Origin of the sequence: Marinobacter manganoxydans MnI7-9 (genome assembly GCF_000235625.1) — a bacterium.
Lineage (GTDB): Bacteria > Pseudomonadota > Gammaproteobacteria > Pseudomonadales > Oleiphilaceae > Marinobacter > Marinobacter manganoxydans.
This window is the reverse complement of record NZ_AGTR01000014.1, coordinates 32658-55823: the sequence shown is the minus strand read 5'-3', so window position 1 is coordinate 55823 and position 23166 is coordinate 32658. Positions and strand designations below refer to the sequence as shown.

Sequence of the window (23166 nt, the reverse complement as noted above, 5' to 3'; positions counted from 1 at the left end):
TGGGCGATTCAATCGCTCAGGATGGATACGTTGTCGGCCTGAAGGCCTTTGTCTGCCTCCACAACATTGAAGCGGACCAGTTGACCCTGTCGCAGGACCCGGCGCCCACGGCCACGAATCGCCCGGAAGTGAACAAATACCTCGTCACCGCTGTCACGCACGATAAAGCCGAAGCCTTTCTTGACGTTGAACCACTTTACGGTGCCTTCTTCATCACCCTCAGGGCTGCTTTCGTCATAGCCATCATCATCGTCATCATTGTGGTTCTGGCTGGGGGCACGGTTGCTCGGCCGGGATGGGCTTTGCTGTTCGGCCGGTTTCTTGACTGAAAGCGCAATGGCCAGGAAGCCCGCAATGCCGAAAACGATCAGCGTAATAATGTAGGCTGCGATGCCACGAGTGCTACCGAGGGCCTCAATAAGCTGACCTGCAGCGATCAGGCGAAGAGGCTCTGGTGTAAAAGACAGCAACAGGGCAAGCACCAGCGGTGCGGGGATGGCGATCAGGAGAGAAAAAAGGATCGCTTTGGATGGATTACGCATTGACTGAAATTTCTCCATTCTTGTAACGCTAACGATAAAAACCGGATATCGGGTAAAATCGCACATCCGGCCGGTGAAAACCGACAGTACCCCGAAAAACGGGAGTGCTGGCGGGCAAAAGCGGCATGATACCAGATTATCCCGAGCGCTGACCAAGCAACGGAATAAGCAGTGTCATCAATCACATTCTAGAGAGAACTACCCAGGGGAGTACCAATACCCGATGAGCCAGAACGATCTGGAAACCCGACTGGACGAGCTGGAAACGCGGCTGGCCTTTCAGGACGACGTTATCAATACCCTGAGCGAACAGGTTGCCAAGCAGGAAATGGATATCCGTGAGTTGTGGGAGGCCAAGCGGCTGCTGCACAAACAGTTGAAAGATGTTTCACCGTCCAATATCAAGTCAGAGCAGGACGAAACACCTCCCCCTCATTATTGAAAGTGGCGCATTAAAAAGGGATCAGATGAAGGTTTCATCTGATCCCTTTTCGTTGGATTCCGGCTCCTGCTTTTATGCCAGCAGTTCGATCAGAATCTGTTCGTAGATTTCAGACAGGGTATTCAAATCTTCGGCCTTTACGCACTCATCCACTTTGTGAATCGTCGCATTGATGGGGCCAAGTTCGACCACCTGCGCGCCGGTAGGTGCAATGAAGCGACCATCCGAGGTGCCGCCGGAGGTTGAAAGTTCGGTTTCCCGGCCTGTCACCGTGCGAATGGCGCTCTGGCTGGCAGACACGAGTGCGCCCTTGTCCGTCAGGAACGGACGGCCACTGAGGTGCCACTGCAGATCGTATTTCAGGTTGTGGCGGTCCAGGATGGCTACCACCCGTTCCTCCAGACTTTCTGCAGTGTTTTCCGTGCAGTAGCGGAAGTTGAAGTGCACCAGGCATTCACCGGGAATAATGTTGCTGCCCGTACCGGCCTCCAGCTTAGTAATCTGGAAGGTGGTTGGCGGGAAAAAGTCGTTGCCGTTATCCCAGAATTCCTTTGCCAGCGCATCCAGGGCAGGCGCAACCAGGTGAACCGGGTTCTCGGCCAGGTGCGGATAGGCTACGTGGCCCTGAACCCCATGCACGGTCAGGTAACCATGCAGAGAGCCCCGTCGACCATTCTTGATCACATCACCCACTTCTCGGGTGCTGGACGGCTCGCCAATCAGACACCAGTCGATCTTTTCGTTCCTGGCTTCGAGAGTTTCCACCACTTTGACCGTACCGTGTTGGGCTGGCCCCTCTTCGTCACTGGTAATCAGCAGGGCTATGGAACCCCGATGGTCCGGGTAGCTTGCAACGAAGCGCTCGCATGCGGTTACGAAGGCTGCCAGGCTGCCCTTCATGTCCGCGGCGCCACGGCCGAGGAGGTAGCCATCCCTGATCACGGGATCAAAGGGTGGGTGCGACCAGTTCTTTTCCGGCCCGGTTGGTACCACATCGGTATGGCCGGCAAAGGCCAGCACCGGCCCCTCGGAGCCCTTTCGGGCCCAGAGGTTATCGGTATCGCCAAAGCGCAGGTTCTCGCCGGTGAAGCCCAGAGGCGCAAGGCGCGACATCATCAGTTCCTGACAGCCGGCATCGTCTGGCGTGACAGACTGCCGGCGGATCAGATCAACGGCAAGTTCGAGGGTCGGGGAATCAGTTGTTTGCATGCAGCTCTTCATTCAGCTCGATGGCAGACTTGTTGGTTTTGCACTCCACCGCGCCAGTCTGGCTGTTACGGCGGAAAAGCAGGTCTGTCTGGTTGGCCAGATCGCGGGCCTTGATCACCTCAACCAGCTCGTTGTTGTCGTCGAGCAGCGCAACCTTGGTGCCGGCTGTGATGTACAGCCCGGCCTCGACCTTGCAACGGTCGCCCAGCGGGATGCCGATACCGGCGTTGGCGCCGATCAGGCAGTTCTCGCCAACGGCAATGATGATGTTGCCTCCACCGGAAAGGGTGCCCATGGTGGAGCATCCACCGCCCAGATCAGACCCCTTGCCAACCATGACGCCGGCGGAAATACGGCCCTCGATCATGCTGGTGCCTTCGGTGCCGGCGTTGAAGTTGATAAACCCTTCGTGCATGACCGTGGTGCCTTCACCCACATAGGCGCCAAGGCGAACCCGGGCGGTATCGGCAATGCGGACACCTTTCGGTACCACGTAATCGGTCATCTGCGGGAATTTATCCACGGATTTGACTTCCAGTGTGCGGCCTTCCAGGCGAGCCTGAAGCTGGCGGTCGGACAGTTCGTTCAGATCGATCGCGCCTTCGCTGGTCCATGCCAGATTCGGCAGCAGGCCAAAAATGCCGTCCAGCTTCAATCCGTGAGGTTTGGCCATGCGATGAGAAATCAGGTGAAGCTTGAGGTAAACCTCCGGGGTGCTGGACGCGGTGTCATCTGTTTCGAGTACTGTGACAACCACCGGGCGCTTGCTGGCGGCTGCTTTGTCCGCCAGTGATGCCTGGCCTGTCTGGCCGATCTGACGCAAGGCGTTGGCGAGCTGGCTGAGCTGCTCGGCGGTCGCGCTGATCGCCTGGTTACCACCCTTGTAATCAAGGGCGTTGGAGATGACGTCCATCAGGGTGTTATCGGGTGTCATGACCGGCTGCTGGTAAAACACTTCCAGCCACTCGCCCTGGTTGTTCTGGGTGCCGATACCGATACCGAATGCAAAGCTCATCTGATGGTTGCTCCTGTTATGAATGTGGGGCCAGGGCAATGCCTGAAGACCCCTGAAATTAAAGTTTGGATCTGGTTTGCCCGAGATTCAGGCCAGCCATGCGGACCATTCGTCTGCACTGAAACCTACGCGCACATCACCGCCGTTTTCGACAACGGGACGCTTAATAATGGATGGGTTCTCCAGCATGATCTCGTGAGCGCTTTGGGCGTCAATGGTATCACGAACGTCCTCCGGAAGTTTGCGCCAGGTGGTGCCACGGCGGTTCAGCAGGGTTTCCCATCCGACCGCGTGTTCCCAGCGGAACAGCAAATCACTCTGCAGGCCATCCTTCTTGAAGTCGTGGAATTCGTAGTCGATACCTTGTTCGTCCAGCCACTTCCGGGCCTTCTTTACGGTGTCGCAGTTTTTGATGCCGTACAGTTTCATGGCTTGTTCGCCTTAACAAATTCAACAATGCGTTCCGCTGCCTCTACGCACTCTTCCAGCGGGGCGACCAGGGCCATCCGGACACGGTTTTCTCCGGGATTATGGCCATCCACGGTTCGGGAAAGATATCGCCCAGGCAACACGTGCACGTTCTGTTGTGCCGAGAGCTCCCGGGCAAACGTTTCATCGTCCATCGGAGTTATCGGCCACAGGTAAAACCCGGCATCCGGAAAATCAACATCCATAACTTCCCGGAGGATGGGGACCACTGCCTCAAATTTGGCGCGGTACGCTGCACGATTCTCCCGAACGTGGTCTTCGTCGCTCCAGGCGGCGATGCTCGCCAGCTGATTGTGGATGGGCATGGCGCAGCCGTGATAGGTGCGGTACTTCAGGTAGCCGTCAAGAATGCTGGCATCCCCGGCTACGAAACCCGATCGCAGGCCGGGCAGGTTGCTGCGTTTGGACAGGCTGTGGAACACCACGCAGCGGGCGTAGTCATCCCGGCCAATGGCGGCGCAGGTTTGCAGGAGGCCTTCCGGCGCGTTGCCTTCCTCCGGATAGAGTTCGGAGTAGCATTCGTCGGAAGCAACGATAAAGTCGTGTTTGTCGGCCAGGGCTATCACCCTGGTCAGCGCCTCCCGGGAGATAACAGCACCACTGGGATTGCCCGGGGAGCACAGAAACAGTATCTGGCATTCTTGCCAGATGGATTCGGGCACTGAATCAAAATCGGGAATGAAGCCATTTGAGCCATCGCAGGGGAGGTATACGGGCGTCGCGCCTGCAAGGAGGGCGGCTCCCTCGTAAACCTGATAAAACGGATTGGGGCTGACTACGGTGGCAGGCTTGGTGGCATCCACGACAGCCTGAACCAGGGAAAAGATGGCTTCACGTGTGCCGTTTACCGGCACGATGTTGTTCGCCGCGCTGAGGCTGCCGGCCTTCAGATTGAATCGGCGGGTTGCCCAGCCACTGATGGCCTCGCGGAGTTCATCCGTACCCCGGGTGGTGGGGTAATTGGCAAGCTTGTCCAGATTGTTCGCAATGACCTGTTTGACGAAATCGGGCGACGGGTGCTTCGGCTCTCCAATCCCCAGGGAAATCGGCCGGAGATGATCGGGCACGCTGATGCCTGCCTTTAGTTTGGCAAGCTTTTCAAAAGGGTAGGGGTGAAGTCTGTCGAGGTTCGGATTCATTGAATGTCGTCCAGCATTTTACAGAGATCTTGCTGCAGGGCCTGGCATACCGCCGGCTCCCGGATGGGCTCGCCGTGTTCGTCCGTCACGAAGAAAACGTCCTCCACGCGCTCGCCCAGGGTGGCAATCTTGGCGTTGCTCAGGCGTACCCGGTGCTCCAGCAGCACCTGGCCGATGCGGGCCAGAAGCCCCGGGCGGTCGGGCGTGATCACTTCCATTACGGTGCGCTGGTTGATGGTGTCATTCGAGAACGTCACTTCCGTCGGGAAAGCGAAATGCTTGAGCTGGCGTGGCGTGCGCCGGTGGATGATGTCCGGATAGTCATCCGGGTCGTCCAGTTCTTCGATCAGGCGCAAACGCACCCGTTCTTTTCTCGCAGGGTCGATGCCCAGAGGCTGTCCCTTCTCATCAAGTACCACATAGGAACTGATCGAGTAGGGCCCCTCGCTTGAGCTGATGCGCGCGTCCACGATGTTCAGGTTCAGCTGTTCGAGGACCGCCGTTGTCGCAGCGAACAGGGCAACCCGGTCCTTCATGTAGATAATGATCTGGGAGTAGCCGTCCGTCGGGCCGCCCCGCGTGTCTCGAATCAGCACCAGCGGGTCCGTATTGTCGCCGTGTCTGATGATGGCAGCAGTCTGCCAGGCGATGTCCACGGTCGAGTCCTGGAGGAAATAGTCTTCGTCCACGGTGTCCCAGATGGCGTCGATCTGTTCATCGGTCATGTTCTGGGCATGCAGGATTTCCCGGGCTTCCGACTGGGTAGCGCGAACCCATTCCTGTCGGTCGATGGGCGTTTCAGTGCCCCGACGCAAAGCCCGTTTGGCCTCGATATAGAGTTGGCGCAACAGCGAGGCCCGCCACGTGTTCCATAGCTTGGGATTGGTAGCGCTGATGTCGCATACGGTTAGAACGTACAGGTAATCCAGGTGCGCCTGGCTCGGCACTGCCCTGGCAAATCCGTGGATAATGTCCGGGTCGGAGATGTCTTTGCGCTGGGCTGTCATGGACATCAGCAGGTGGTTTTCCACCAGCCAGGAAATCAGCTGGGTGTCCCGTTCGCTCAGGTGATGCCGCTGGCAGAAGGCTTCGGCATCGATGGCACCCAGTTCCGAGTGATCGCCACCCCGGCCTTTGGCCACATCATGGTAAATGCCGGCAATATAGAGGGTTTCCAGTTTCGGCAGCCGGTGAATCAGGCGGGATGCCAGCGGATACTCGGTTCGGGCTTCCGCGCTGCCAAGCCTTACCATGTTGCGGATGACCCGCATGGTGTGGGCATCCACGGTGTAAATGTGGAAAAGGTCGTGCTGCATCTGGCCAATGATCTGGCCAAACTCCGGGAGATAGCGCCCGAGCACGTTGTACTTCTTCATGGCAGACAGCGTCTGATCCAGGGCATGGGGCGTTCTGAGCAGCTCCATGAACAGGGTAGTCACTGCCAGATCAGATCGGAACGCATCATCGATCAAATGCCGGTGGGCCCGAAGCGAGCGGATCGTCGTGGCCCGGATGCCCTTTATCTCAGGGTGCTGAGCCATCAGAACGAAGATTTCCATGATGGCATAGGGCGCGTAGGCGAAGACCTGGTTGTTGACCGCTTCAATATAGTAGTTACGAATCTGGAAACGTTTGTTGATGGGCTGGATGGCGTCTTCCGATGGGCTACCCAGAATCGCTTCGTCGTAATACTGCAGAATCACATCCGCCAGTTCGGCGAGGGCCAGGACGGTGCGATAGTAGGCCTGCATCATCAATTCGACGCCGAGCCGCTTACCTTCATCTCTATAGCCGAGCATCTGGGCCAGGGCTCGCTGATGATCGAACAGCAGCCGGTTTTCATTCCGGTCAGCGAGCAGCTGCAGGCCGTATCGCAGTTGCCAGAGGAAGGTTTCACCCTGGAACAGAATCTGATGCTCTTCCTCGGTAAGAATGCTGAAGCGGGTCAGGTCAGCGATGTTCTGCAGTCCGAAATGTCGCTTGGTAATCCAGCCGATCGTCTGTATGTCCCGCAAGGCGCCCGGGGAACCCTTCACGTTTGGTTCGAGGTTGTATTCGGTATCGCCGTATTTCTGATGCCGTTGCTGCTGCTCCTCACGCTTCGCAATAAAGTAGTCGCGGTCGGTGCTGACATCATCGGAATAGACTTGCTCGCTCAGATCTGACCGGAGTTCATCCGGGCCGGCAATCGTGCGCGTTTCCAGCAGGTTGGTCAGTATGGTGATATCTTCGCGGGCGGCTGTCTTGCTTTCCTCGATGCTGCGAACACTGTGGCCGATATCCAGCCTGAGATCCCACAGCAGGGTAACGAACGCGCCCAGGTCTTCGTGCCAACTGTCTTCGATGCCGGCACGGGTGAGAATGAGCAGGTCGATGTCCGAATGCGGGTGCAGCTCACCCCGTCCATAGCCGCCGACGGCGATCAGGGCAATGTCCGGTGAATCGGAAAAGGGGTAGCGGTTCCAGATCAATCTGAGAACTGTATCGACCGTGTCAGCCCGGGAGCGGACAAGGGCGCGCACATCGGCGCCTTGTCGAAAGGCCTCGGCATCGGCGTCATACCTGCCCTTTAACAGCTCCCGGGCCGCCGTAACCGGAGATGGGTCATTACTGATGCGGGATTCCAGCTCGCTTTGGTCCACTTAGAAGGACTCTTCCTTTCGCTTGGTCAAGACCTCATGACCGTCCGCCGTCACAAGGATGGTGTGCTCCCATTGTGCAGAGAGTTTGTGATCCTTGGTAACGACGGTCCAGCCATCCGGCAGAAGCTTGGTCTGGTACTTGCCCTGGTTGATCATTGGCTCAATGGTAAACGTCATACCTTCCTGCAGCTCCAGACCGGTGCCGGGTTTGCCGTAATGCATTACCTGAGGCTCCTCGTGGAATACTGCGCCGATGCCATGGCCACAGTAATCTCGAACCACGGAATAGCGGTGTTTCTCGGCGTGCTGCTGAATCACATGCCCGATATCGCCCAGACGGGTTCCCGGCTTGACCAGTTCAATACCTTTATAGAGGCACTCCTGTGTAATCTGGATCAGCCGCTCGGTGCCAGGTTTCGGCTTGCCGACAATCCACATCTTGCTGGTGTCGCCGTGGTAGCCATCCTTTATTACGGTGACATCGATATTAAGGATGTCTCCATCTTTGAGGATTTTCTTCTCAGACGGAATGCCGTGGCAGATAACGTGGTTGACCGACGTGCAGATGGACTTCGGAAACCCCTTGTAGTTGAGTGGTGCCGGAATGCACTTTTGCTCGTTTACAATATAGTCGTGGCAAATCCGGTCGAGCTCTTCGGTGGAAACGCCGGGCTTGACGTGATCGCCAATCATCTCGAGCACTTCGGCCGCCAGGCGGCCAGCGACGCGCATCTTTTCAATTTCTTCCGGTGTCTTGATCGATACCTGCATTGGGTTTCCCGTTGTTTGTGCCAAACCGGCATTTTAAGGGGCCTGCTGCCCGGGTACAAGGAAGCTCGCCGTCAAAAATAATGGCGTTTGTCGGGCCGAATATGGTATAAACGCGCCCGCTGGAAACGAATCCAGCAAATTCACACACGTGTCGGCACGTTATCCCAGGGTGCCTGGTCCTGCTTTTAAAGGAGTCAGGTTGGGGTAATCGGATACGTGGAGGACTAACCCGAAGCTAAAAAGGTAACTATCATGGCTCAGGTAAATATGCGTGACCTGCTGAAGGCAGGTGCTCACTTCGGTCACCAGACCCGCTACTGGAACCCGAAAATGTCGAAGTTCATCTTCGGCGCCCGTAACAAGATTCATATCATCAACCTTGAGCAGACTGTTCCTGCCATGAACGACGCGCTGAAATTTGTTCAGCAGCTGGCAGAGAACAAGAACAAGATCCTGTTCGTTGGTACCAAGCGTGCCGCGGCCAAGATCATCAAGGAAGAAGCCGAGCGTGCCGGTCAGCCGTTCGTTAACCACCGCTGGCTCGGTGGCATGCTGACCAACTACAAGACCATCCGTCAGTCTATCCGTCGCTACCGTGACCTGGAAACCCAGAGTCAGGACGGTACTTTTGACAAGCTGACCAAGAAAGAAGCACTGGATCGTACCCGTGAAATGGACCGCCTTGAGCGCTCCATTGGTGGTATCAAGGACATGGGCGGCCTGCCGGACGCGATGTTCGTGATTGACGTTGACCACGAGCGTATCGCCATCAAGGAAGCCAACAAGCTTGGTATTCCTGTCATCGGTGTTGTTGATACCAACAGTGATCCCGACGGTGTCGATTACGTGATCCCGGGCAACGATGACGCTATCCGTGCGATCCAGATTTACGTGAAAGCCGTTGCTGATACCTGCATGGAAGCAGCCCAGTCTGCTGGTGCCGGTGCTGACGAGTTTGTTGAAGTCAGCGAAGACGCTGAAGGCGCTGCTCCAGCCGCTGAGTAACGTTTTACCTTCACGGTTTAGATGTAAGGTGTGCCTGGTGTTTTCCGAGGCACACCGCCCCACCGAATTCGGAACAGTTGAGAGGATTGAACATGGCTGCAATTACCGCTGCAATGGTCAAAGAGCTGCGTGAGCGTACCGGCCTTGGCATGATGGAATGCAAGAAGGCACTTGTTGAAGCCGAAGGCAGCGTTGACGCTGCGATCGAAGAGCTGCGCAAGTCATCCGGTCTGAAAGCTGCCAAGAAAGCCGGCCGTACCGCCGCTGAAGGCGCTTCACTGATCAAGATCTCTGACGACAACACCGTTGCCTTTATTCTGGAAGTGAACTCCGAGACCGACTTTGTTGCTCGCGATGACAACTTCCTGAACTTTGCCAACGACGTGCTGAACGTTGCGTTTGAAAATGGCGAAACCGACGTAGCCAAGCTGATGGAAGGCGATCTGGAATCCAAGCGTGAAGCGCTGGTTCAGAAAATCGGCGAGAACATTACTGTTCGTCGTGTCGTCAAGGTTGAAGGCCCGGTTGTTGGTGGATACGTTCACAGCAACAACAAGATCGCTTCGGTTGTCGCCCTGACTGCCGGTGATCCTGAAGTTGCCCGTGACATCGCCATGCACGCAGCTGCCGTTAACCCGCGTGTCGGCAAGCCGGAAGATATGCCGGCTGAAGAACTCGAAAGAGAGAAGGATGTGATCAAGGCCCAGCCGGATATGGAAGGCAAGCCTGCCGAGATCGTCGAAAAGATGATGGGTGGCCGCATCAAGAAGTTCCTCAAGGAGAACAGCCTTGTTGAGCAGCCTTTCGTCAAGAACCCGGACCAGACCGTGGGCGAGCTGATCAAGTCCAACGGCGGCGAGCTGGTTGGCTTCGTTCGTCTGGAAGTGGGTGAAGGCATTGAGAAGGAAGAAGTGGACTTTGCTGCCGAGGTTGCTGCTGCAGCCGGCACAGGCAAGGCCTGATCCTTCGTTCGATGCAGCGGGCTTTGAGCCACTGTATCACCTGAGTCTGCCACGTTAGCCGGGAATTCCCGGCTCTCGTGGCGGGCTTGTATCTGAGATACCCCTTTTTATGAGGAGTATGTCAGATACAAGCCTGCAACGGGTACCACGCCGGATAGCAGCCAACAGACGACAAGGGGATCATCATGCCGACATCATCGAAAACCCAGCCCAGATACAAGCGTGTTCTGCTCAAACTCAGTGGCGAGGCCCTGATGGGAGAGCACGATTTCGGTATTGATCCCAAAGTTCTTGACCGCATGGCACTGGAAATCGGTGCGCTGATTGGCATCGGCGTGCAGGTTGGCCTGGTGATTGGCGGCGGCAATCTGTTCCGTGGCGCAGCCCTGAATGCGGCCGGCATGGATCGGGTTACCGGTGATCATATGGGCATGCTGGCCACCGTGATGAACGGTCTGGCCATGCGTGATGCTCTGGAACGTTCGAACATCCGGACCCGTGTGATGTCCGCGATCCCCATGAGCGGCATCGTGGAGCATTACGACCGCCGTCGCGCGGTACGGGATCTGAAGGATGGCGATGTCGTGATCTTCTGCGCCGGTACCGGTAACCCTTTCTTCACGACCGATTCCGCTGCATGTCTGCGTGGCATTGAGATCGAGGCCGACGCGGTGCTGAAGGCGACGAAAGTGGATGGCGTATACTCAGCGGATCCGCACCTCGACAGCAGTGCAGAGAAATACGACTACCTCACCTATGATGAGGTTCTGGACAAGAAACTGGGTGTGATGGATTTGACAGCCATCTGTCTCGCCCGTGACCACGGCATGCCGCTGCGGGTGTTCGATATGAACCGTGCCGGCGCCCTTACTCGCATCGTAACTGGCGAGAAAGAAGGTACACTGATCGAATGAATCGCTGTCCCGGCCCCACAGGATCGTGGCGCCAGATTACAGAATGACATGACGAACGAATTGAGGATGCTGAAGTGATCAACGACATCAAAGCAGAAGCCGAAAAGAAAATGAAAAAGAGCCTGGAGTCCCTTAACTCCGCGTTCAACAAGATCCGCACCGGCCGTGCCCACCCCTCTATCCTGGATAGTGTCATGGTGAACTACTACGGCCAGGAGACGCCGCTGAAGCAGGTGGCTAGCGTCAACGTCGAGGATAACCGCACGCTGACGGTCTCTCCCTGGGAGAAAAACCTGATGCCGACCATCGAGAAAGCTATCATGGCATCAGACCTTGGCCTGAACCCGGCGACCAGCGGCGATATCATCCGTATCCCGATGCCCATGCTGACAGAAGAAACCCGTAAGGAAATGGTTAAGCAGGCAAAAGCAGACGCCGAGCACGGTCGTGTTTCCATCCGTAATGCGCGTCGTGACGCGAACAGCATGATCAAGGATCTGCTGAAGGAAAAGGAAATCACCGAAGACGACGAGCGCAAGGGCGAGGACGATATTCAGAAGCTGACTGACCGCTACATTGCAGAAGTCGAGAAGATGCTCAAGGCCAAAGAAGAAGACCTGATGGCGGTTTAACCGTCCGGACCTACTTGCAAGCGAATTGAAAGGCCGAAGCACCGAGGCGCTCCGGCCGCACAGGGGATTTCATGACGGGAACTGTATCCGCAGAGATTCCGGTGTCGGCAGACAGTCGGCCCCGGCATGTGGCCATCATCATGGACGGGAACAATCGATGGGCCAAGGCCCGTCGGCTCAAGGGAGTGGCTGGGCACAAGGCCGGTGTCGATGCGGTCAGGGCAGTGGTGGAAACCTGTGCCCGTGAAGGCGTGGAAGTGCTCACGCTGTTTGCCTTTTCCAGCGAGAACTGGCGTCGGCCCAAGGACGAAGTGTCGGCGCTCATGAAGCTGTTTCTGTTCGCCCTTGAGCGCGAGGTTCGCAAACTTCACCGGAACGATATCCGCCTGCGCATTATCGGTGATCGGTCAGCGTTCAGCACCTCACTGCGTGAACACATGGAGGCGGCTGAAGAGCTGACCCGCAACAACTCCCGGATGACCCTGGTAATTGCCGCCAACTATGGTGGTCACTGGGATATCACGCAGGCCACACGCAAGGTGGCCGAGCAGGTCCGTTCCGGGCAGTTGGCACCCTCTGACATCACCGATGACCTGATTCAGCAGCACCTCAGCATCGGTGACCTGCCAATGCCGGACCTGATGATTCGTACCGCCGGTGAGCAAAGAATCAGCAATTTCATGCTTTGGCACCTGGCTTACACAGAGCTCTACTTTTCGCCGGTGTATTGGCCTGACTTCCAGCAGGAAGAGATGCTCAAGGCCCTGCAGGCCTATGCCGGCCGACAGCGTCGCTTTGGCCAGACGGATGATCAGATAGCGGCCAAGGCTGTACAACAATAACGAACGATAGCGACGTCAACCGTGTTAAAAACCCGAATTATCACCGCACTGATCCTCGCTCCTATCGCCATTGGCGGGATCTTTTTCCTCCCGCCCCTGGGTTTTGCGCTCTTTACCGGCGCCATCATTACCCTGGGCGCCTGGGAGTGGGCGAATATGTCCGGTATTGAGAGTCCTGCCGGTCGGGTTGGCTACGCACTGGCCACCGCTATCCTTCTCTACGGTCTGCTGAACGTTCCGTTTGTGGCAGTCCTCTGGTTATCGTTGCTCTGGTGGGGCGTGTGCTTTCTTCTGGTTCGCAGTTATCCCGGCGGCTCCGAAAAATGGGGCAGTCTCCCCGCAAGAGCCGTCATGGGGCTGTTCGTTCTGGTGCCGGCGTGGGTGGGCCTTAATCACCTGCGAACCGGCGGTTTCCAGTTTGGTGACAGTACCAACAACCTGCTGCTCATCCTCTACGTATTCTGTGTGGTGTGGGTTGCCGATATCGGTGCTTACTTCGCCGGTCGGGCGTTTGGTAAAGCAAAGTTGGCGCCCCGTGTCAGTCCTGGCAAATCATGGGCGGGCGTTTGGGGCGGCCTGATGGCCGTCGGGGTTTTTGCCCTGGTTGTCAGCTGGCTGGCTTCGGCGGGGACGGTTCAGACCTCGCTGCTAATTGTTGCCAGCCTCGCCACGGGTCTTGTTTCAGTGTTGGGCGATCTGCTGGAAAGCATGCTCAAAAGGCACCGTGGCATCAAGGACAGTAGTCAGCTGTTACCCGGTCACGGTGGCATCATGGACCGGATCGACAGCCTGACGGCGGCCATTCCGGTATTTGCATTGATTATTACCCAACTTGGTTGGCTGACAACCGGGCACTGGTGACTATGGTAACCCGCTCTATCAGTGTTCTCGGGGCGACCGGCTCCATCGGTCTCAGTACCCTGGACGTTGTTCGGCGCCACCCTGACCGCTTCTCGGTCTATGCGCTCACGGCCAGTACCCGTGCGGAAGAGCTCGCGGTCCTCTGCCGTGAATTCCGTCCGAAAGTGGCGGTCATGGCTGACCCTGAAGCGGCCGATGTCCTCTCAAAATTGCTGGCAGACCTGCCTGAAACTCGCGTGCTTGGCGGGCTGGAAGGGTTGTGCGAGGTGGCCTCCACCCCCGGTGTTGATACTGTGATGGCGGCTATCGTCGGGGCAGCGGGTCTTTCGCCAACACTGTCGGCGGTGCGGGCGGGAAAGCGGGTGTTGCTTGCCAACAAAGAAGCGCTTGTGATGTCCGGCAAACTGTTTATGGATGCCGTGGCCGAAGCGGGGGCAGAATTGCTGCCGATCGACTCTGAGCACAACGCGATTTTCCAGTGCATGCCGGCCGACAAGGTCCGGGACCCTGCCGGTGCCGGCATCACTCGTATACTTCTGACAGCCTCCGGGGGCCCGTTCAGGGAACATTCTGCCGAGGATCTTCGATCGGTAACGCCCGCCCAGGCCTGTGCCCATCCGAATTGGTCCATGGGGCAGAAGATTTCCGTGGACTCGGCCACCCTGATGAACAAGGGCCTCGAGCTCATTGAAGCCTGCTGGCTGTTCAACACCACGCCCCAGAAAGTTGAGGTGCATGTCCACCCTGAGAGTATTATCCACTCGATGGTTGAATATGCCGATGGCTCCGTTCTGGCCCAGCTTGGCAGTCCCGATATGAGAACACCGATTGCCAACGGCCTGGCCTGGCCGGAGCGTATTGACGCTGGTGCCCCGCCTCTGGACCTGTTCGCGATCGGCCGCTTTCACTTTGAGCGGCCAGATCTGGTGCGTTTCCCCTGCCTGCGCCTGGCTGCCGAAGCGTTTGAGGCGGGCGGCACTGCCCCGGCGGTTCTTAATGCCGCCAATGAAGTGGCTGTTGCCGCTTTTCTTGAGGGTAGCCTGTGTTTTTCGGATATCCCCGTTATCATAGAGCGAACGCTCGCTGTGACCGCCGTTGAGCCCGCCGACAACTTTGACGTTATCTTCGCCAAGGATAAAGAAGCACGGGCTTGTGCACGGGAACAGATAGGTCTGTTAACTGTCTGATAGTCGCAGCAGAATGCTGCCCGGCTGAAGCCATTCAATCAGGAACGCTATGCAGATTATTGAAACCGTCCTCGCACTTGCGCTTACCCTGGGCATCCTGGTGACCCTTCACGAATACGGTCATTTCTGGGTTGCCCGGCGTTGTGGCGTAAAAGTACTTCGCTTTTCCGTGGGTTTCGGGAAACCGATGTTTTCCTGGTACGACAAGCATGGGACCGAGTTTGCCGTCGCCGCCATTCCTCTGGGCGGCTATGTAAAAATGCTGGATGAGCGGGAAGGGCCAGTTCCTGAGGAGCTGAGAGATCAGGCCTTTACCTCCAAGCCTCCGAGCCAGCGTATTGCCATTGCGGCGGCCGGTCCCGTGGCCAACTTCTTGTTCGCCATTTTTGCTTACTGGCTGCTGAGTGTGGTTGGCGTTACCCATGTTGCACCCATTGTCGGGCAGATCGCTGACGAGAGTGTGGCCGAGCGGGTAGGTCTTCAGGAGGGTATGGAGATTCACGCTGTGGATGGCCATCGCGTCAGTTCGTGGCGCGATGTGAATATGCGCATTCTGGAGCGGACCGGCGAGCACGGTCTGATTTCCATGGAGGTATCGGAAGATGGCGCCCGCGGTACAGTCAGCGGTGAGCTTTCCGGTTGGGGCCTGAGTGACGATACTCCCAATCCGTTAGCCGAGTTCGGCATTACGCCATGGCGCCCGGCTGTTCCGCCGGTATTGGGGCAGATTTCCGATGGTGGCCGCGCTCAGGCTGCCGGCCTGCAGCCCGGGGATCGCATTGTGGCCGTGGGCGGCGAGCCGATCAGTAGCTGGTTTGAGCTGGTCGAGTTTATTCGCAATGCCCCGGAGCAGACACTTCAGGTAACCATCGAGCGTAATGGTGCGGAACAATCCGTCAGCGTGACACCGGAAGCGAAGACTCAGGAAAGTGGTGAGTCAATCGGTTTTGTCGGTGCCGGTGTGGAAGCTATCTCATGGCCAGAAGAGGTGCTGCGTGATGTCAGCTACGGCCCATTCGCCGCCGTTCCGGTCGCCCTCAGCGAAACCTGGGCGGATACCCGCTTGACACTGGTGGCCATCAAGAAGATGGTCACCGGCCTGTTGTCACCCACCAACCTCAGTGGACCAATTACCATTGCCCGGGTTGCTGAAGCCAGTGTCAGTTCCGGGTTCGAAGACTTCGTGCGTTTTCTTGCCTATCTGAGCGTGAGCCTGGGCATTCTGAACCTTCTGCCTGTGCCGGTGCTAGATGGTGGTCATATCGTTTACTACACCATCGAAGCTCTCCGTGGGAAGCCGCTTTCCGAGCAGGCTCAGGCGTTTGGATTACGAATTGGTATGGCAATGATCCTCACATTAATGGTGTTTGCTCTTTACAACGACCTGATGCGGTTGTGAGAATTGCGAGCTCCTTACGCGCATTAACCAGGCGAAATATTTGAATGAGACGTTCTCTTCTAGGTGTAGCCGTTGGCCTCGCTGTAGCCGTGTCCGGCCTGAAGCCAGCATTTGCTGATCAGTTCACTGTTGCGGATATTGAGGTGGAAGGCCTGCAGAGGGTATCTGCGGGTACTGTTTTTTCCGCGTTCCCTGTCAATATTGGCGAGCAGGTGGACGAGACCGAGCTGGCTGATGCGATCAAGTCGCTGTTCCGGACCGGTCTTTTCACCGACATTGAGGCCAGCCGGGATGCCGGTGTGCTTATCCTGACGGTTCGTGAACGACCCTCCATCAGCGATATCGAGATTGAGGGCAACAAGAACATTGAAACCGAGATGTTGATGGATGCCCTCGCTGGCGCCGGGCTTCAGGAAGGCCAGGTATTCCGGCGTGCGACTCTTGAACGTCTGGAACTGGAAATTCTGCGCTCTTACATTGCCCAGGGGCGCTACAACGCCCGGGTAAAGGCAACGGCCGAGGAGCTGCCCAGAAACCGCGTTGCGATTCGCCTGGATATCAATGAGGGGTCGGTCGCTGCGATCCACCATATCAACCTGATCGGCAACAAGGACTTCAGTGACGAAGAACTGCAAGAGCTGTTCGAGCTGCAGACCACGAGCTGGTGGAACTCAATTACAAACTCGGACAAGTACGCGAGAGAGCGCCTGAGTGGCGACCTTGAATCGCTGCGGTCGTTCTATCTTGACCGTGGTTATCTGGATTTCAACGTCGAGTCCAGCCAGGTATCCATTTCGCCTGACAAACAAAAAGTCTTCATCGCGATTGCCCTGAATGAGGGGCCTCAGTACACCATTTCCGAGATTAACCTTCGTGGTGAGCTGATCGTGGGTGAAGAGGAGCTGCGATCGCTGATTCCTGTTGAGGAGGGCGACGTATTCTCCCGATCCCGCATGACGGCAATTTCCGAATCCCTGGCATTCCGGCTCGGAAGGGAAGGCTACGCCTTCGCCAACGTCAATGCCGTCCCCGAGCCGGGAGAAAACAACACAGCCGCCGTCACCTTCTTTGTTGAGCCGGGCAAACGGGCCTATGTGCGACGGATCAATTTCGAGGGCAACGTGTCGACTCGTGACGACGTTCTCCGCCAGGAAATGACGCAGATGGAAAGGGGCGTGGCTTCTTCGGATCGTATCGACTTCTCCAAGACCAGACTGGAGCGTCTCGGCTTCTTCGAGATGGTGAATGTTGAGACGGTACCAGTTCCGGGCACCGACGATCTGGTTGATGTGAACTACTCCGTGGCAGAACAGCCGACGGGCAGTCTTTCCGCTTCCGTCGGTTTCTCGCAGCAGTCCGGGGTGATTCTTGGCGCCAACGTGTCCGAGAATAATTTTTTCGGTACCGGGAAGCGCGTCTCTTTCGGTGTCAACGTGAGTGAGTTTGTCAAAAGCGCAAACGTCTCCTACCTGGACCCTTACTACACGGTTGACGGCGTAAGCCGTGGCTACAGTCTTTTTGCCCGGCAAACCGATTATGAGGAAGAGTATATCTCCGCCTTCCTGCTGGACGAATATGGCGGCCGTATCACCTTCGGTTATCCCACGGACAATATCACCCGTTTGAACTTTGGGGCCGGGTTTACCCAGTCCAATCTTAAGGAAGGCCGGTTCACCTCACAGGAGGTCATTCAGTTCATTGATGAGGAAGGGGATTCGTTCAATAACTTCTTCCTCTTCGGCAGCTGGCGCCGCAGTACTTTCAACCGGGGTGTTCTGCCCAGTGATGGCCATAGCCAGTCGTTGTCGCTTGACGTAGCAGTGCCGGGCAGCGATCTGACCTTTTACAAGGTGACACACAAGACCGATTTCTACTATCCGGTGACTGACGATAATCGCTGGATCTTACGGGCGCGTTCAGAGATCGGTTATGGTGATGGTTACGGAGATCGGACCCAGATGCCGTTTTACGAGTACTTCTATACAGGGGGCTACGGATCGGTTCGGGGGTACCGGGCCAACTCCTTGGGTCTCCTTGCTACGAACAACGTCAACGACCTCTCACGCCCGGATCCGTTCGGCGGTAACCTGCTCACTGAAGGTGGTGTTGAGCTGATATTCCCCACGCCCTTTGCCGGTGATACCCGCTCCATGAGAACGGCGTTTTTCCTGGACGCAGGTCAGGTGTTCGACACTGCGCGCGGTTTCGATCCGGAACTGAGCGAAATCAGAATGTCCGCCGGTATTGGCTTCCAGTGGATTACCGCTGTTGGCCCGCTGGCCTTCAGTCTGGCGAAGCCGCTGAACGACAAGCCGGGTGATGACACCCAGGTATTCCAGTTCTCGCTGGGCCAGACCTTCTAGCGCATGGATAATAACAACCTACGGATGAAAATCAGGAGAAAACCAATGTCCCGATTCATGTTGATATTCGCCGCCATGGTTATGGCGTTTTCATTCCCGGCCATGGCTGAAACCCGAATTGGTGTGGTCGACCTGCGTCAGGCACTGTTCTCTTCAGACGATGCCAGGACCTTCAGCGAATCCCTCCAGAAGGATTTTACGGGCGATGAGGCCCGGGTGCGCGAAGCTCAGGAAGAGGCCCGCAAGCTCCAGGAGCGCCTGGAGAAAGACGGTGCCATGATGAATGAGAGCGAGCGCAACAAGCTGGCCGGTGAGTTCCAGGAAAAGGTAAAAGAGTTCAACTTCCTGAAGCAACGGCTCGATTCAACGGTGAATCAGCGTAAGCAGGCATTTCTGGAGCAGGCCCGTCCCGAGGTGGACGCGGCGGTCAAGGAGCTTCTTGAAGAGAACAATCTCGATCTGATCCTGCCCAGCGAAGCTGTTGTCTATGTGAAGCCTGAAATGAACCTGACCTCTCAGCTTCTTGAAAAACTGAACCGTTAATCTGTGACGGGCACCCCGGTGCCCTGATCGTTGCTTGGGAGCACGCAATGACAGAAAGGTCCTATCGCCTGGGGGATATTGCCAATGCCCTGGGTGCGGAGCTGCGCGGTGATCCTGATATCAGGGTATCGGGGCTGGCGACGTTGCAGGCCGCCGTGCCCGGCCAGATCAGTTTTCTCGCTAACCCTTCCTATGGCAAGTATCTGGCGGATACACGTGCTTCGGCGGTTATTGCTTCGCCGGCCTCGGCGAAGGATGCTCCGACCAACGTCCTGTTACTGGACAATCCCTACCTCGGCTATGCTCAGCTGAGCCACTGGTTTGATCCCGCGCCTGTTGCTTTGCCCGGCGTTCACGCGACTGCTGTGGTCGATCCGTCGGCCAGCATCGCTGACGATGCCTGTATCGGTCCTAATGTGGTGGTGGAAGCAGGGGCTGACATTGGCGAGAAAGTCGTCGTGGGAGCCGGCTCGGTTATTGGCGCCCGCGCCAGGGTCGGGGCCCGGACTTTAATCCGGCCACGGGTGACTCTGGCCCACGATGTGGTCGTTGGTGAGCGTTGTCACATCCTCAGCGGCGCCGTTATTGGCTCCGACGGTTTTGGCTTCGCCAATGAGAAGGGCGTATGGCATCGTATCGCGCAACTCGGTCGGGTTGTGCTCGGAAATGATGTAGAAGTGGGTGCAAACACCACCATTGATCGCGGTGCACTGGACGACACGGTGATTGGCAACGGTGTAAAGCTCGATAACCTGATCCAGATTGCCCATAACGTTCGCATCGGTGATCACAGCGCCATGGCGGCCATGGTTGGTATTGCCGGAAGTACTCGTATTGGTCGGCATTGCGTGTTTGGTGGCGCCTCGGGCGTGGCCGGCCATCTCGAGATTGCGGATCAGGTCCATCTGACAGGTATGACTCTGGTGACCGGAGATATTCGTGAGCCCGGAGTCTATTCATCTGGCACCAGCGCCGATACCAACCGTCAGTGGCGCAAGAATGCTGTGCGCTTCCGGCAACTGGATGCGCTGGCGCGACGGGTCAAAGAACTGGAAAAGAAATTAGAGGGCTGAGGCCGATCAACATGATGAACATCGACGAAATTCTGGAATACCTGCCGCACCGATACCCGTTTTTGCTGGTGGATCGGGTAACGGAGGTCGAAAAAGGAAAATCGATCAAGGGCTACAAGAATATTTCGTTCAACGAGTCATTCTTTCAGGGCCACTTCCCGAACAACCCGATCATGCCGGGCGTCCTGATTATCGAAGCCATGGCCCAGCTCTCGGGCATTCTCGGTTTTGTGACTGTGGGCCGGAAACCTTCTGACGGCGTGGTACAATACCTCGCCGGCTCAAGCAAGGCACGGTTCAAGCGCCCGGTTTTGCCGGGAGATCAACTGTGCATGGAGTCGGAACTCATCTCCGGTAAACGGGGTATTTACAAATTCGAGTGTCGCGCCCTGGTCGACGGTGAAGTCGTCTGCGTGGCAGAGATTCTGACCGCTGAGAGAGAAGTTTGATGGCGACAAATGACTGGTCGGGTGTCCATCCTCAGGCGATTGTAGACCCGTCAGCCAGGCTCGGGGACAACGTTACTGTCGGGCCCTGGAGCTACATTGGCCCCGATGTGGAAATCGGCGAGGGTACCGAGATCCTGTCCCACGTGGTGGTCAAGGGGCCGACGGTTATCGGCCGGAATAACCGTATTTTCCAGTTCTCCAGTATCGGCGAGGAATGCCAGGACAAGAAATACGCGGGCGAGCCAACCACACTGGTGATTGGCGACAACAACGTGATTCGCGAGAATTGCACGGTTCATCGGGGCACGGTCCAGGACCGGGGTGAAACCCGTATCGGCAGTGGCAATCTTTTGATGGCGTACGTGCATGTCGCTCATGACTGTATCGTCGGTGACAACACCATTCTGGCCAATTGTGCCACCCTTGCGGGCCATGTTTCGGTCGGCGATTTCGCGATTCTGGGCGGTGGTACCATGGTGCACCAGTTCTGTCATATTGGTCCCCACAGCATGGCGGCTGGTGGCAGCATCGTACTCAAGGACATTCCGGCCTATGTGATGGCGAGCGGTCAGTCCGCCCAGCCACACGGCATGAACGTGGAAGGCCTCAAGCGCCGTGGTTTCAGCAAGGATGTCTTGCTGGCTTTACGCCGCGCCTACAAGGTGATCTATCGCCAGGGGCTGACAACCGAACAGGCCGTCGAAGAGCTTGAGAAGTCCTACTCCGATGTTGCAGAAATACGTCCCCTCATTGACTCCCTGCGTGGAGCTCACCGCGGCATCATCCGCTAACCCGGCAGGAGCCTGTCGGTGACAGATCTTTCTCACGCGACCATCAGCGAGCGTAAAATTACATTCGGAATCATCGCCGGTGAGGCATCGGGGGATATCCTCGGTGCCGGCCTGATCCGTTCGCTGCGCCAACGCTATCCCCAGGCCCGGTTCGTCGGCATTGGCGGGGAGGAAATGGTTGCGGAGGGATTTCATTCCCTGGTGCCGATGGAACGTCTTTCGGTCATGGGGCTGGTGGAGGTTCTTGGACGAATTCGTGAACTGTTCAGCATCCGGGCCCGGCTCCTGGACTATTTCTTCGCCACGCCACCGGATGTTGTGATCGGTATCGATTCTCCGGATTTTACGCTTGCGATCGAACGGCGCTGCCGCGAGGCCGGCATTCTTTCCGTGCATTATGTCAGCCCCTCGGTTTGGGCCTGGCGGCAGAAGCGGATCTTCAAAATTGCCAAATCGGTCAACCTGATGTTGACCCTGTTTCCTTTCGAGGCAAGGTTTTACGAGGAGCATCAGGTGCCTGTGGCCTTCGTGGGCCATCCACTGGCAGATCGAATTCCCATGGCGCCGGATACCCTCAAGATGCGGGAGTCGTTGGGAATAGATGCGGACGCACCCGTACTGGCGGTTCTTCCCGGTAGTCGTGCAGGAGAAGTGGAGAGACTTGGTACCTTGTTTCTTGAAGCCTCTCGCTGGATACAGGAAAGAAGACCTGATCTACAGTTGGTGATCCCCTGCGTGAACCGGGACCGGGAGAAGCAGGTGCGCGATCTGGTCGATGCGTTGAAGGTGAAGCTTCCGGTTACCATCGTACGTGGGCGTTCCAGAGATGTGATGGCCGCGTCCGACGTTGTGCTCTTGGCCTCTGGAACGGCAACACTCGAAGCGATGCTTCTTAAAAAGCCGATGGTTGTAGGGTACCGCCTGAGCGGGTTCAGCTATGCTCTTCTGTCGAAGTTGGTGAAGGTGCCTCATGTCGCATTGCCCAATCTCCTCGCCAAGCGCCAGCTTGTTCCAGAGCTGCTTCAGGACGACGCCACGGCTGAGAGTCTGGGTGCAGCAGTGCTTGAGCGACTCGAGAACAAAGAAGAGAGGGCGAGGCTTAACCAAGCTTTTACCGAGTTGCACCATTCACTGAAGCAGGGGGCTGATGAAAAAGCCGCTCAGGCGATCTCAGACCTGATAGAGCAGGGTGCCCGCTGATGCCCAAGAGCCCTTTGCCACCCTTCGAGTGTCGTTACAACGGTTCCTTGCTTGCCGGTGTGGACGAGGTCGGTCGGGGGCCGCTCATCGGGGCCGTCGTGACTGCGGCGGTCATTCTGGATCCGGACCGGCCAATCGCAGGCCTGGCTGACTCAAAGAAGCTGACCGAGAAGCGTCGCAACGCCCTCTACGATCAGATTCTCGAGGATGCCAAAGCCTGGAGCATTGGCCGGTGCGAGTCCCACGAAATCGACCGGCTGAATATCTACCAGGCCACAATGCTGGCTATGGAGCGCGCAGTGTCGGGGCTGGCTGTGGTGCCTGAGTACGTTCTGGTGGATGGTAATCGCTGTCCCAAGTGGCGCTGGCCGTCGGAACCGGTTGTCAAAGGCGACAGTCGGGTGGCTGCCATCAGCGCCGCTTCTATTATTGCCAAAGTAACCCGTGACCGGGAAATGGAAGCGCTGGAAGCGCGTTTCCCCGGGTTCGGCCTGGCGCAGCACAAAGGTTATCCGACCCCGGTCCATCTGGAGGCCCTGCGCCGCCTCGGAGCAACCATTGAACACCGCCGCTCCTTTCGACCTGTTCAGGAAGTGATTGAAACAGTGGGATTCTATCAAGATCACGCTGCCCCAGAGCCCGAAGAGCTTCAGTACCGGGCAGACCTTTTCGAAGATATCGATTGACAGTTTTGAA

At 57.1% G+C, this 23166-nt stretch carries 23 protein-coding genes; 16 read left to right on the top strand and 7 right to left on the bottom strand.

The window, feature by feature from the left end:
• Positions 1-8: 8 nt before the first annotated feature.
• Entirely contained in the window at positions 9-542 is a 534-nt protein-coding gene (locus KYE_RS22215; RefSeq protein WP_008170398.1) for a cold-shock protein, read from the bottom strand.
• A gap of 223 nt (positions 543-765) precedes the next feature.
• On the opposite strand from KYE_RS22215, the gene KYE_RS03350 reads away from it, so the two are divergent.
• Positions 766-984, top strand: coding sequence for a SlyX family protein (locus KYE_RS03350; protein ID WP_008170396.1), 219 nt, complete (start codon positions 766-768; stop codon positions 982-984).
• A 72-nt stretch (positions 985-1056) separates the two neighbouring features.
• Here KYE_RS03350 and dapE read toward each other — a convergent pair whose 3' ends face one another.
• The 6 genes from dapE to map all read right to left on the bottom strand — a co-directional run bounded on the left by dapE (position 1057) and on the right by map (position 8249).
• Complete coding sequence (gene dapE / locus KYE_RS03345; protein ID WP_008170394.1) at positions 1057-2193, bottom strand: succinyl-diaminopimelate desuccinylase; 1137 nt, start codon at positions 2191-2193, stop codon at positions 1057-1059.
• Positions 2180-3208, bottom strand: coding sequence for a 2,3,4,5-tetrahydropyridine-2,6-dicarboxylate N-succinyltransferase (dapD, locus tag KYE_RS03340; RefSeq protein WP_008170392.1), 1029 nt, complete (start codon positions 3206-3208; stop codon positions 2180-2182). Before dapD ends, dapE begins: the two co-directional genes overlap by 14 nt.
• 87 nt (positions 3209-3295) lie before the next feature.
• Complete coding sequence (locus tag KYE_RS03335) at positions 3296-3637, bottom strand: ArsC family reductase (protein ID WP_008170391.1); 342 nt, start codon at positions 3635-3637, stop codon at positions 3296-3298.
• Positions 3634-4836 (bottom strand): succinyldiaminopimelate transaminase, encoded by a 1203-nt coding sequence (gene dapC / locus KYE_RS03330; RefSeq protein ID WP_008170389.1) that lies wholly within the window; start codon positions 4834-4836, stop codon positions 3634-3636. The genes KYE_RS03335 and dapC overlap by 4 nt, the downstream gene beginning before the upstream one ends.
• Positions 4833-7478 carry a [protein-PII] uridylyltransferase gene (locus KYE_RS03325; RefSeq protein WP_008170387.1) on the bottom strand — a complete coding sequence of 882 codons (2646 nt, stop codon included), beginning with the start codon at positions 7476-7478 and terminating at the stop codon, positions 4833-4835. The genes dapC and KYE_RS03325 overlap by 4 nt, the downstream gene beginning before the upstream one ends.
• A complete protein-coding gene (gene map, locus KYE_RS03320; protein WP_008170385.1) occupies positions 7479-8249 on the bottom strand; it encodes a type I methionyl aminopeptidase in 771 nt (256 codons plus the stop codon). It abuts the gene before it with no gap.
• Between the two features lie 252 nt (positions 8250-8501).
• Here map and rpsB point away from each other — a divergent pair, with 252 nt between their 5' ends.
• The 15 genes from rpsB (at position 8502) to rnhB (ending at position 23156) form a co-directional block, all read left to right on the top strand.
• Positions 8502-9254, top strand: a complete 753-nt coding sequence (rpsB, locus tag KYE_RS03315) for a 30S ribosomal protein S2 (protein WP_008170383.1) — start codon at positions 8502-8504, stop codon at positions 9252-9254.
• Between the two features lie 92 nt (positions 9255-9346).
• Entirely contained in the window at positions 9347-10216 is an 870-nt protein-coding gene (tsf, locus tag KYE_RS03310) for a translation elongation factor Ts (RefSeq protein ID WP_008170381.1), read from the top strand.
• 185 nt (positions 10217-10401) lie between these two features.
• Positions 10402-11130: a UMP kinase gene (pyrH, locus tag KYE_RS03305; RefSeq protein ID WP_008170379.1), complete on the top strand. Its 729-nt coding sequence runs from the start codon at positions 10402-10404 to the stop codon at positions 11128-11130.
• 74 nt (positions 11131-11204) lie between these two features.
• Positions 11205-11762, top strand: coding sequence for a ribosome recycling factor (gene frr, locus KYE_RS03300; RefSeq protein WP_008170376.1), 558 nt, complete (start codon positions 11205-11207; stop codon positions 11760-11762).
• 71 nt (positions 11763-11833) lie between these two features.
• Positions 11834-12604, top strand: a complete 771-nt coding sequence (gene uppS / locus KYE_RS03295; RefSeq protein WP_008170374.1) for a polyprenyl diphosphate synthase — start codon at positions 11834-11836, stop codon at positions 12602-12604.
• Positions 12605-12625: 21 nt separating this feature from the next.
• Positions 12626-13465, top strand: a complete 840-nt coding sequence (locus KYE_RS03290) for a phosphatidate cytidylyltransferase (RefSeq protein ID WP_008170372.1) — start codon at positions 12626-12628, stop codon at positions 13463-13465.
• Between the two features lie 2 nt (positions 13466-13467).
• Positions 13468-14652 (top strand): 1-deoxy-D-xylulose-5-phosphate reductoisomerase, encoded by a 1185-nt coding sequence (ispC, locus tag KYE_RS03285; RefSeq protein WP_008170370.1) that lies wholly within the window; start codon positions 13468-13470, stop codon positions 14650-14652.
• A 49-nt stretch (positions 14653-14701) separates the two neighbouring features.
• Positions 14702-16051 (top strand): RIP metalloprotease RseP, encoded by a 1350-nt coding sequence (gene rseP, locus KYE_RS03280; protein ID WP_008170369.1) that lies wholly within the window; start codon positions 14702-14704, stop codon positions 16049-16051.
• Positions 16052-16095: 44 nt separating this feature from the next.
• Entirely contained in the window at positions 16096-18414 is a 2319-nt protein-coding gene (gene bamA, locus KYE_RS03275) for an outer membrane protein assembly factor BamA (protein WP_008170368.1), read from the top strand.
• Positions 18415-18459: 45 nt separating this feature from the next.
• Complete coding sequence (locus KYE_RS03270) at positions 18460-18957, top strand: OmpH family outer membrane protein (RefSeq protein WP_008170367.1); 498 nt, start codon at positions 18460-18462, stop codon at positions 18955-18957.
• A 47-nt stretch (positions 18958-19004) separates the two neighbouring features.
• The gene (gene lpxD, locus KYE_RS03265) at positions 19005-20030 is read left to right on the top strand and encodes a UDP-3-O-(3-hydroxymyristoyl)glucosamine N-acyltransferase (protein WP_008170366.1); all 1026 of its coding nucleotides are present in this window, start codon (positions 19005-19007) and stop codon (positions 20028-20030) included.
• 11 nt (positions 20031-20041) lie between these two features.
• The gene (gene fabZ, locus KYE_RS03260) at positions 20042-20479 is read left to right on the top strand and encodes a 3-hydroxyacyl-ACP dehydratase FabZ (protein WP_008170365.1); all 438 of its coding nucleotides are present in this window, start codon (positions 20042-20044) and stop codon (positions 20477-20479) included.
• Positions 20479-21270, top strand: coding sequence for an acyl-ACP--UDP-N-acetylglucosamine O-acyltransferase (lpxA, locus tag KYE_RS03255; RefSeq protein ID WP_008170364.1), 792 nt, complete (start codon positions 20479-20481; stop codon positions 21268-21270). Before fabZ ends, lpxA begins: the two co-directional genes overlap by 1 nt.
• Positions 21271-21288: 18 nt before the next feature.
• Entirely contained in the window at positions 21289-22470 is a 1182-nt protein-coding gene (gene lpxB / locus KYE_RS03250) for a lipid-A-disaccharide synthase (RefSeq protein WP_008170363.1), read from the top strand.
• Positions 22470-23156 (top strand): ribonuclease HII, encoded by a 687-nt coding sequence (rnhB, locus tag KYE_RS03245; RefSeq protein ID WP_008170361.1) that lies wholly within the window; start codon positions 22470-22472, stop codon positions 23154-23156. Before lpxB ends, rnhB begins: the two co-directional genes overlap by 1 nt.
• The last annotated feature ends 10 nt before the right edge of the window (positions 23157-23166 follow it).

Excerpts from the sequence above, each read along its gene's own strand:
- KYE_RS22215 (WP_008170398.1), bottom strand. The coding sequence starts at position 542 with ATGCGTAATCCATCCAAAGCGATCCTTTTTTCTCTCCTGATCGCCATC.
- KYE_RS03350 (WP_008170396.1), top strand. The coding sequence starts at position 766 with ATGAGCCAGAACGATCTGGAAACCCGACTGGACGAGCTGGAAACGCGG.
- dapE (WP_008170394.1), bottom strand. The coding sequence starts at position 2,193 with ATGCAAACAACTGATTCCCCGACCCTCGAACTTGCCGTTGATCTGATC.
- dapD (WP_008170392.1), bottom strand. The coding sequence starts at position 3,208 with ATGAGCTTTGCATTCGGTATCGGTATCGGCACCCAGAACAACCAGGGC.
- KYE_RS03335 (WP_008170391.1), bottom strand. The coding sequence starts at position 3,637 with ATGAAACTGTACGGCATCAAAAACTGCGACACCGTAAAGAAGGCCCGG.
- dapC (WP_008170389.1), bottom strand. The coding sequence starts at position 4,836 with ATGAATCCGAACCTCGACAGACTTCACCCCTACCCTTTTGAAAAGCTT.
- map (WP_008170385.1), bottom strand. The coding sequence starts at position 8,249 with ATGCAGGTATCGATCAAGACACCGGAAGAAATTGAAAAGATGCGCGTC.
- rpsB (WP_008170383.1), top strand. The coding sequence starts at position 8,502 with ATGGCTCAGGTAAATATGCGTGACCTGCTGAAGGCAGGTGCTCACTTC.
- tsf (WP_008170381.1), top strand. The coding sequence starts at position 9,347 with ATGGCTGCAATTACCGCTGCAATGGTCAAAGAGCTGCGTGAGCGTACC.
- pyrH (WP_008170379.1), top strand. The coding sequence starts at position 10,402 with ATGCCGACATCATCGAAAACCCAGCCCAGATACAAGCGTGTTCTGCTC.
- uppS (WP_008170374.1), top strand. The coding sequence starts at position 11,834 with ATGACGGGAACTGTATCCGCAGAGATTCCGGTGTCGGCAGACAGTCGG.
- ispC (WP_008170370.1), top strand. The coding sequence starts at position 13,468 with ATGGTAACCCGCTCTATCAGTGTTCTCGGGGCGACCGGCTCCATCGGT.
- rseP (WP_008170369.1), top strand. The coding sequence starts at position 14,702 with ATGCAGATTATTGAAACCGTCCTCGCACTTGCGCTTACCCTGGGCATC.
- bamA (WP_008170368.1), top strand. The coding sequence starts at position 16,096 with ATGAGACGTTCTCTTCTAGGTGTAGCCGTTGGCCTCGCTGTAGCCGTG.
- KYE_RS03270 (WP_008170367.1), top strand. The coding sequence starts at position 18,460 with ATGTCCCGATTCATGTTGATATTCGCCGCCATGGTTATGGCGTTTTCA.
- lpxD (WP_008170366.1), top strand. The coding sequence starts at position 19,005 with ATGACAGAAAGGTCCTATCGCCTGGGGGATATTGCCAATGCCCTGGGT.
- fabZ (WP_008170365.1), top strand. The coding sequence starts at position 20,042 with ATGATGAACATCGACGAAATTCTGGAATACCTGCCGCACCGATACCCG.
- lpxA (WP_008170364.1), top strand. The coding sequence starts at position 20,479 with ATGGCGACAAATGACTGGTCGGGTGTCCATCCTCAGGCGATTGTAGAC.
- rnhB (WP_008170361.1), top strand. The coding sequence starts at position 22,470 with ATGCCCAAGAGCCCTTTGCCACCCTTCGAGTGTCGTTACAACGGTTCC.